Source organism: Blastomonas sp. CCH1-A6, assembly GCF_001556365.1.
Lineage (GTDB): Bacteria > Pseudomonadota > Alphaproteobacteria > Sphingomonadales > Sphingomonadaceae > Blastomonas > Blastomonas ursincola.
Genome location: NZ_LSIS01000504.1, coordinates 1 through 7,891, shown reverse-complemented (window position 1 = coordinate 7,891; position 7,891 = coordinate 1). Strand labels below are relative to the sequence as shown.

The 7,891-nt window shown below is 67.3% G+C and carries 7 protein-coding genes; all 7 read right to left on the bottom strand.

The genetic code is table 11. The features are described from left to right. On the bottom strand, positions 1 to 701 hold a 701-nt coding region (locus AX735_RS22175; RefSeq protein ID WP_156447584.1), incomplete at its 3' end, for an outer membrane beta-barrel protein. A 222-nt stretch (positions 702 to 923) separates the two neighbouring features. Then, positions 924 to 1,367, bottom strand: a complete 444-nt coding sequence (locus tag AX735_RS22170; protein WP_066284795.1) for a DUF2793 domain-containing protein — start codon at positions 1,365 to 1,367, stop codon at positions 924 to 926. Positions 1,368 to 1,477: 110 nt separating this feature from the next. Further along, positions 1,478 to 3,667, bottom strand: coding sequence for a phage tail protein (locus AX735_RS22165; protein ID WP_066284794.1), 2,190 nt, complete (start codon positions 3,665 to 3,667; stop codon positions 1,478 to 1,480). Then, on the bottom strand, positions 3,667 to 4,083 hold the full coding sequence (locus AX735_RS22160) for a hypothetical protein (RefSeq protein WP_066284793.1): 417 nt from the start codon (positions 4,081 to 4,083) through the stop codon (positions 3,667 to 3,669). The genes AX735_RS22165 and AX735_RS22160 overlap by 1 nt, the downstream gene beginning before the upstream one ends. 1 nt (position 4,084) lies before the next feature. Beyond that, positions 4,085 to 4,906: a DUF2163 domain-containing protein gene (locus AX735_RS22155; RefSeq protein WP_066284792.1), complete on the bottom strand. Its 822-nt coding sequence runs from the start codon at positions 4,904 to 4,906 to the stop codon at positions 4,085 to 4,087. Beyond that, the gene (locus AX735_RS22150; RefSeq protein WP_066284791.1) at positions 4,903 to 7,236 is read right to left on the bottom strand and encodes a DUF2460 domain-containing protein; all 2,334 of its coding nucleotides are present in this window, start codon (positions 7,234 to 7,236) and stop codon (positions 4,903 to 4,905) included. The genes AX735_RS22155 and AX735_RS22150 overlap by 4 nt, the downstream gene beginning before the upstream one ends. 3 nt (positions 7,237 to 7,239) lie before the next feature. Continuing rightward, positions 7,240 to 7,803: a tail tape measure protein gene (locus AX735_RS22145; protein ID WP_066284790.1), complete on the bottom strand. Its 564-nt coding sequence runs from the start codon at positions 7,801 to 7,803 to the stop codon at positions 7,240 to 7,242. Positions 7,804 to 7,891 lie beyond the last annotated feature (88 nt).

The following is a 7,891-nucleotide window of genomic DNA, read 5'->3' as shown; positions in this document are numbered from 1 at the left end:
ACGGACGCGAGTTCGACGGCCGCTTCTTCACCACCGAAGTTGTAGATGATGCTGCCCAGGATCGAGTGGCTGCGGAAGCGGCCGTCGAACTCGCGTCCGTTGACGCTCAGCAGATCGACCGAGTCGCTGTTGAAGAAGCGATACTTCAGACCCACGTCCCAGCTGTCGCTGATCGGAGCACGAATGCCCGCCAGAACCTGCCAGGCAAAGCCGGTGTCCGAATCGTCGATATAGGGGCCAGTGCCCGGCTGGGTCGAACCGTTGAAGTCGGTGCGAGCGACGCCGACGCCGCCACCGACAAAGCCCTGCAGGCCGTCATCAGGACCGAAGTCGATCAGGCCGTTGACCATGAATGCCAGCGCATTGGCGCTGCCAACCGAGGCAAAACGACCAATAGCGGTCGGAGCAGCACCGCGCGAGATGCCAACCTGCGTCTGAACGTCGGTCAGGTCCGCTTCACGGTAGCTGACTTCCGCTTCCAGACGGAACGGACCGAAGTCGTAACCGACGACCGCACCGACATCGTATCCGGTGTCAGAATCAACGATGGTGGCATTGCTCAGAGCGCCGACATCGAATTCGATGTCTTCGACGATCATGGCGCCGCCTTCGACACCGACATACCACTGACCGTCGCGGGCGAAAGCCGGCGTCGTCAGGGCGGTAGATGCCAACGCCAGTCCAACGACTAACTTGCGCATAGATTTTCCCCTTATAAGTAGGATTTGGAACGACAACTCGGCAACGTTACTAACGCCAAGACAGTTGCCACGCAAGCGCGGTTTTGGCCGGACTGTTGCCAAAATGTCGCCATTTCAGGGGGTGCCACGCAAAAAATGCACCTCTGCTGCAGCCTGTCGGACAAGGCAGCGCGAATGAGAGTAACACACCGAATCATAAACGCATAATAGGCTTGAGATCAATCACGTAACGCTGGCCAGACCCGCCTGCTGTAGCGCTGCGAGCACCGCGGCAAGCGTCGCGCGAGCCTCGGCGTCGACAATCGATCCGCCCACCGGCGGGGCGATCGGGGGATAGGCAGACCATGCGCTGCCATCGAACCTTCGGCAGATCGCCGCCATGTCATCGTGCAGCTGCATCCCGACTGGCGCTGTCGCAAAACGCCACCCCCCATCTGTGCAGACTGCGATTTTCCCTGCATGGCCGACCCAGGCACCGACGGGGGCGGGGCCAACGATCCACGCCTGACCGGATGCAGGCGCGAGCGGCGCAGGGTCGTTCAGCATGGCCTTCACGCCACCGCGCAACAACGCGTCCACCAGCACCAGAGCCTCGTTGTGGGTGATTTCCTTCTGTGCCTGTGCGGCATGAAGCATGGGCATCGAGAAATTGGGGGTAGATGACATGGCTGGCCTTTCGCGCGGCTGAGAGAAAGGGACTGGGAGCGTGTCGACCGGCTCCCGTTGCTGGGCCCAAGGCTTGGCCTCGCGCTTTCGCCGGTCGGGACAGGACCGTTTCAGAGCTCCAACGGCACGATGAGCGCCGGTGAGACGCCGAAGGCTCCCTGCTGGACAATGCAAGCCTCGACGACCTCGCTCGCGGCGGCAGAAAGCGCGGCGACTGTAACCGTATCAAGCGCCAGCATCGGCGACGCGCACTCGAAAGCAGCGACTGCGATGCCGTCGGCAAGAATCGAAACCCGATAGGCCTCGAACTCCTCGCCCAACGGCGCATCGAGCAGATCCCGCCAGGCGAAGCCGCTGCGACTGCGACGCGTCCAGCGGATCGTCAGGTCGCCGGCCTCCCCACGTTCGATCCGTCCATGCACCGGCGAGAGCGGGCGGACCGACCGGCCCGGGCTGGCGAGATCGGCAGGCACCGGGGCCCCATCGCCCCTGCCCTGTGCCGCCGCGCGAAAATCCGGCCCGGGACCAATCCGGACGGGATCGACGAGCCCGAGCGCTTCGTTGAGCAGCACGAAGCCCTCGCCCGCGCTGTGGCCAGCCGTGCAATCCTCGGTTCCGCCGCGCCCGCGCAACAGACTCGTGAGGCGAAAGGTGCGGTCGCCGAGCGGGTCCACGCGCGCGAACTGCACCAGCTCGGCGCCGACCATTGCCATATTGGCTCCGCTTGCGAGCGCATCGTCATCGGCATTGGCAAGAATGAGCGGACCGTCGCGCACCAGCCGCACGGTAATGGAGGAGCGTTCGTCCCGGAGCAGCGCCGTCCCGTTCGTCGGCGGCACGATTACCTCGCCCATGGTGGCGCCGATCCGCAGGAAATCGAGCGGCTCGCCGGTCGATCCATCCGCCTCGCGCGTATAGACGGTCGCCCCGCGCCAGCCTGCCGAAGCGCCGGCCACAGCGATGGCGATATGGGGATGGTCCATGGGCCGATCCATCGGGGATGGCAGATCGAACAGCGCCAGGACGGTCGCGCCGATCGCATCGTCAGGGGTGTTCACGCTGCGCCCCGGATCGCTGCTGGCAGCAAGCGGGGACGGGCGGGTGCGCTGGCTGACCAGCGCAAGGTCGATCCCCTCGGCCCGCCATTGCCAATGCCGCACCTGCCAGCGCCCGGCGATGCCCTCCACCGTCACGATCCGGCCCGGCTGCAGCGCAGGATCGACCAGGGCGACCCGCAAGTGCAGCTGCTCCAGCCCGTCGCGGCCCAGTTGCACGAGCTGCTCCACCCGCTGCTGGGCTCGCGCGGCGGTCATCACCGCAGGCACGTCGATCTGCTGCGCCCGGCCACTCCCGCTGCTGCCGCTCCGGCGCAGTCCCGGCTGATAGTCGCGCTCAGGATCATAATAGCGCAGTGCCAGCGCGCCCGATGGCGGCGCGGTCCGCTGGCGCTCGAACGCCCGCACGTCCGATGCATCGCGCGGCAGCAGCGCCTGCGCGGGGATGAGGCTCACAGGCTCCAGCGCATTTTCGCGCCAGATCGTCCGCAATTCACCATCCTGCTCGACCAGCGATATCGGAAATCCAGCGGCAATCGCCTGGACCGCATCGCGTCGGCTTTCGGCCGGCAAGCTCCAGCCGGTCACCGACTCTTCGCCATCGGGCACCCCGGTGACGGTCAGGTCGGCAATGAGCGGACCCAGCGCCACATCCTCGGCACTTCCGATCACCTCGAAGGTCAGCGAAGGGATGCGGTTGCCGAATTCTTCCAAGGCCATGTCCTCGAACACGGCATAGGCCAGGCCCCGATAGGCCGGGCATTGTCCCGGCCCTTCGGCAGCAGCGATCAGCGGATCGAGCGGCTGGTCGCCATAGCCGGTGTGCAAGCGAAAACCGGTCTCGCTGGTGAACACACCGTCCTGGCCGCGCAGCAGATTGCCCTCGGCCCAGATGCGTCCGACGCCCTGGATCGGCCGCGCGGACAGCGCGACGGCGAAGCTCACCGAATAGCTGTACCGCGTCGTTCCCGGCCTGCCCTTTCCGCCGCCCTCGCGAATGCGGCGCTCCTTGAGGTCCGTCGCCCAGATGACCGTCCCGGCGATCCGAATGCGGCCATGAACATGAGCAAAGGGACTGCCATATTGCGAGCTCTGCACCGCCAGATCAGTGAGCCTCGGCCCCTCTCGATCCCTTGGACGGAACAGGACGGTCTGATCGATCGTGCGCCCGACCAGCGCGCCCAGCGCGCCGCCCAGCGGACCGCCGACCAGCGTGCCGACGGTGCTCAATACCAGAGTTGCCATCAGATCTGTCCTTGCTGAAGCCGCCAGCGCCGCCGCACCGCCCAGGGCGCAGGTAGCGGCGTGGCGACGACCCGTCCCAGGCCGATATGCGCATGCACCAGCAGCGCATCGGCATCGAGCAGCACATGAAATTGTCGCACGCCAGGTTCGCACAGTAGCACATCGCCCGGTGCGCCTTTCGTGGCTGCGGGCGCAGGTTCGAGGCCGCACATCGCCGCCCAGCCGTCGAACCGATCAAGGCAGCCGCCGTGCAGCCGATAGTCTGAAGGTGCATCGACCATGCGCCCGATCCGTTCGAGCGACGCCGCGACCAGCCCGACGCAATCGAGACCCGTGGCCGGATCGCGTCCGTGCAAACGGAAGGGGCAGCCGACCAGATCGAGCGCGGCGGCGGCGAGCCGGTGCCCATCGCCCATGTCAGAAGGTCGCAAAGCGGGTGAGCAGGTCATTGCCGGGAAGATGCGGCTCGCCGCGAAAGTTGATCGCATTGCCGAACCGGCCCGAGCAGGTCGCAAAGGCCTTGTTACAGCCTTCGACCAGCATGGCGAGATCGCCCGGTTGTGCGGGTTCGGGCGGCGGCACGTCCAGTTGCAGCGCCGCGCCGTCATGGCCGAGGATTCTGCTCTGCAGCCCGGCATTGGCCCCGCCGATCCAGCGCAGCAGGCCATGATCGAACCTGGCGGCATCGTCCGCCTCCAGTCCGGCAAGAACCAGGCCCGTCTCGTCAGCCGACACCAGTGGTACCACCCGTTCGAACCGCGCGCGGCTGAGCCCGCAGCCCGGCCCGCAGAAATCCGCGCGGCACGATGGCGAGGCGGCGGGCGCATAGGGCGCATCCAGCCGGGCCTTGATGCCGCGCAGTTCGGCAGTGAAACGCTGACCCTGCACCGACACCGCGCCCAGATGGCCATGCCAGAACCAGGCGATGCCCTCGTGCGGGCGCTCCCAATCGGTGAGGCCCATGCGGATCGCGGCCTCGTCCCATCGCCCTGCCTGCAGATCGTCGGCGCGGATCAGCGCGTGGCTGAGCGCGCCGCCGACATCCATGTCGAGCGGATCGAGCCCGTCATCCATCTCGATCGCCGATGGCAGCATGCCCGGCGCGGCATGATAGCGGACATGGTCGATCACCAGATCGCGGTCGTGCGCCGCAAAGCCGAGCGCGATGCCGTCGCGCCGCTCGACATGCCAGAGCATCGCGATCGTCTCCAGCGGGCGGTCGAACCAGCGTGTCCTCATGTCGCCTCGCGGATTTCGACCAGCGGCACCGATACCGCCTCGCCCGCCGCAAAGGTGGCCGCGCCCACGGTCAGCTCATCGGTGGCGAAGCGCACGGGCACGTCGAACAGAAAGCCCGCGCGCACCTCGGCACCGGCGACAGGCGGCGAAGCGAAGCGGACAATGCCGCCGGGCTGGAGCGTCCAGCCAGAGGCGGGCACGCCGTCCAATGACACCAGCACCGAGCCCGTGACCGGACGGGTAATCCGTCGCTGCTGGCCATCGGGCGGGTCGCCATAGCTTTTCACCAGCGCGAACTCCGACCGCACGCCATCGCCCTCGCCGAGCAGCTGATCGGCATGATGCGGCGGCGTGTTGGCCTCGGCCGAGCTACAATCGAGCGGGTCGCGCAGCCGAAAGCCCCGTGCCGCACCGCGCCTGGCGCGGAAGAAGGCGATCAATTCGGCGCAATCCGCCTCTGATCGAACGCCCGGACCGACATCGAAGCTCAGGGTCGCATCGCCCCAGAGGCTGTTGCGCGTCTCGTGCCCGCTCACCGACTGGAACACCTGGGTCGAAAAGCGGCTGGTGCACTCCGCCTCACGGCCGATGGCGAGCGGAAACAGCACGTCGTCAAAGGCCTGCATCGCAGCATCTCCTTCGCTGGCCAGATCGAAATAGGTAAAGCCGTCGCGCGTGACCTGGGGCAGCGCCCAGACTAAAATCTCGGGTACGCCGCGCGCCTTGGCCATGTCCGCCGCACGCGCGATGTTCGCCCAGACGGCCTTGTGTTCGGGAAGCAGCACGAAGCCGCTCATGTAGTGCTGCTGCGCCAGCGGATAGCACAGCCGCTGCTGCATCGCGGCCAGCCCGCTGAGCTGCTCGGCAAAGCGCCCCTCGATCACCCAGTCGTAGTCCTCGAGCTGGAGCACATCGAACGCAGGCCAGGCCCAGCCGACCGGCACATTGGCGCGCCGCGCATCGGGCGCTGCCGCATCGAGCACGGTCGGGAGATAGACCAGCACCAGCGATTCCACTGGCTGCGGCGCGACCGCATCACGCACCGCATCGACCAGTGCCAGCGTCGAATCTGCCAGCATCGCGCCAGCCTGATCGAGCATCGCGCGCTGCGCCGCGTTCATCGATGCGCGGATCGTCGGGATCGAGACGAGCGCCGACCCGAAGGCGGCGCGCGCAGCATCGTCGTACAGGCAGATGCGGCCATCGGGCATGATCCACCACCAGGGCTCGCCGACCTGGAAGCGCACCGGCAGGCCCGCCTCCGCCAGGACCTGACCGAATGCCGCGCCGACGGCCTGCAGATAGGCCATGGCGTCGGCATTGGCCGGGCTGAGCAGGGCCGAGGGCGGCACCCAGCCGGTCAGCGCCGGGTCGCCGTTTTCCGCGCGCTGCTTCCAGCTTTCCGGGCAATGCGCGTCGAACAGCTCATAGGACAGCGACAGGATCGGGCTGAGGCCGAAGCGCTTGGCCTCGGCCGCCAGGTTGCGGTGCCAGGCGGCGCAGGGCGGGTTGATCGCGCCGCCTGCGGTGGTCACCAGCAAGTCCCCGCCGGTGCGCGCCAGCGAGAAATAATGGCTCATCCCGACATAATGGTTGATCGACCCGCGATAGCCCAGACCCACGATGTTGCGCACGATCCGCGCGGGCGTGAGGTTGAAGCTGTCGTCATAGGCGGTCGCCATCGCCAGGCCATGCGGCGGCAGCGGCACGTCGCCGATCTCGAGCACTGCGCCTGCGCCATCGCAGGACATGTCGGTCAGTTCGACCCAGCCATTGGCAGGGGATGCCAGCGCGCCCGGACTGGTGTCATAGCTCGGCGGAACCAGCGAAATGAACATGCGGTCGATGTCCGCCGCATGCACCGGATCGGCCTCGCCCGGCAGCGCGAACCCGCCGGACAATGCCGAAAAGGGCAAGGTGATCCGCGCATCCTCGGGCGTGCCGCTGGCATAGTTCCACAGCCGCACATACCAGCTCTTCGCCAGGCCCGCTGCATCGCGCCCCTCGATCGTCAGCGTCGGGCCATGCACCGCATCAAGCGGCTTGACCCCTGATGATCGCCAATGGAAGCTGAGCGTGGTGCGGCGATAGTCGCGCCCGGTCGCATAGGCGAGCAGCGGGTGATCGAACCGGTCCTCGCTCTCCCAGATCAGCCCGGCGAGCGCGTCGCGATCGTGGAATTGCAGATCGACCCGCAACGCATCCGCCGCGATGGTCACCACCGACGCCATCATCGGGCGGGGGAAGTTGACCGTCCAGAAACGCGGATCGAAGCGCTGGATATGGCTCGATGCCTGGTCGCGGCGTGAATCGCACAGCCAATAGGCCATGGCTCAATCCTCCATCAGCGCGCGGCGGACCGCGCGCGCGACCTGACGGCTCGAGGCCTGCATCGCGGCTGGCGCGGACTGGGCTGGAGCGTTGATGCTGATCGAGACGCGCACATCGCGCCCGCCCCCGCCGCTCCGCGGCTCGACCCGGCCATAGCCCTGCGGCACGAACAGTTCGGGTCCGCGCTCGCCGACCAGATAGGGCCGCCCTGCGGTAACCGGCCCCCCCGTCGCGCGACCTGGCAGGCCGAGCAGCCCGGACAGCAGGCCGACCACCGGCGATGCGCCACCATCCCCCCTGCCCAGCCCGATCGCAGCCAGCCCCTTTTCTATCGCGGCTGTCGCAATCTCTTCCATCACCGCGAGCGCGATGCGCTTCAGATCCTCGAAGCCCAGCGAGCCGCGCCTGATCGCGGCGAGCAGCCCGTGCTCGAGCACCTGGCCTGCCCGGCCAAAGCCCTCGATCAAGGTGCTGTCGATCTGCCCGCGCATCACCGCGACATCGCGGCCAAAGCCCTGGGTATCGGCGCGCACGCTGACCAGCAGCTGCTCGATCTCGTCATCCATCTCGTGTCTCCGATCCATCGGGAAACAGCGCGCGCAGTGCGGCTATCGCCTCGGGCGAAGGCGGCGCGGCGGGCGGATCACCGGGCAC

What these genes read in the sequence shown, in the direction of transcription:
- AX735_RS22170 (WP_066284795.1), bottom strand. Translation starts at nt 1,367, where the DNA reads ATGTCATCTACCCCCAATTTCTCGATGCCCATGCTTCATGCCGCACAG.
- AX735_RS22160 (WP_066284793.1), bottom strand. Translation starts at nt 4,083, where the DNA reads ATGGGCGATGGGCACCGGCTCGCCGCCGCCGCGCTCGATCTGGTCGGC.
- AX735_RS22155 (WP_066284792.1), bottom strand. Translation starts at nt 4,906, where the DNA reads ATGAGGACACGCTGGTTCGACCGCCCGCTGGAGACGATCGCGATGCTC.
- AX735_RS22145 (WP_066284790.1), bottom strand. Translation starts at nt 7,803, where the DNA reads ATGGATGACGAGATCGAGCAGCTGCTGGTCAGCGTGCGCGCCGATACC.
- AX735_RS22150 (WP_066284791.1), bottom strand. Translation starts at nt 7,236, where the DNA reads ATGGCCTATTGGCTGTGCGATTCACGCCGCGACCAGGCATCGAGCCAT.
- AX735_RS22165 (WP_066284794.1), bottom strand. Translation starts at nt 3,667, where the DNA reads ATGGCAACTCTGGTATTGAGCACCGTCGGCACGCTGGTCGGCGGTCCG.